1 pseudogene is annotated in these 275 nt (G+C 52.7%); it reads left to right on the top strand.

The features are described from left to right. Window positions 1-6: 6 nt before the first annotated feature. A pseudogene (atoA, locus tag V5P19_RS23515) lies at window positions 7-275 on the top strand (acetate CoA-transferase subunit beta); the annotation flags it as partial.

Here is a 275-nt window from a genome sequence, read left to right as displayed (position 1 = left end):
CAAATAATGGATGCGAAACAACGTATTGCGCGCCGTGTGGCGCAAGAGCTTCGTGATGGTGACATCGTTAACTTAGGGATCGGTTTACCCACAATGGTCGCCAATTATTTACCGGAGGGTATTCATATCACTCTGCAATCGGAAAACGGCTTCCTCGGTTTAGGCCCGGTCACGACAGCGCATCCAGATCTGGTGAACGCTGGCGGGCAACCGTGCGGTGTTTTACCCGGTGCAGCCATGTTTGATAGCGCCATGTCATTTGCGCTAATCCGTGG

This window comes from Enterobacter sp. UNJFSC 003 (assembly GCF_036903355.1).
Lineage (GTDB): Bacteria > Pseudomonadota > Gammaproteobacteria > Enterobacterales > Enterobacteriaceae > Enterobacter.
The sequence above is the reverse complement of the archived record's forward strand: the minus strand, read 5'-3'. Positions and strand labels throughout refer to the sequence as shown.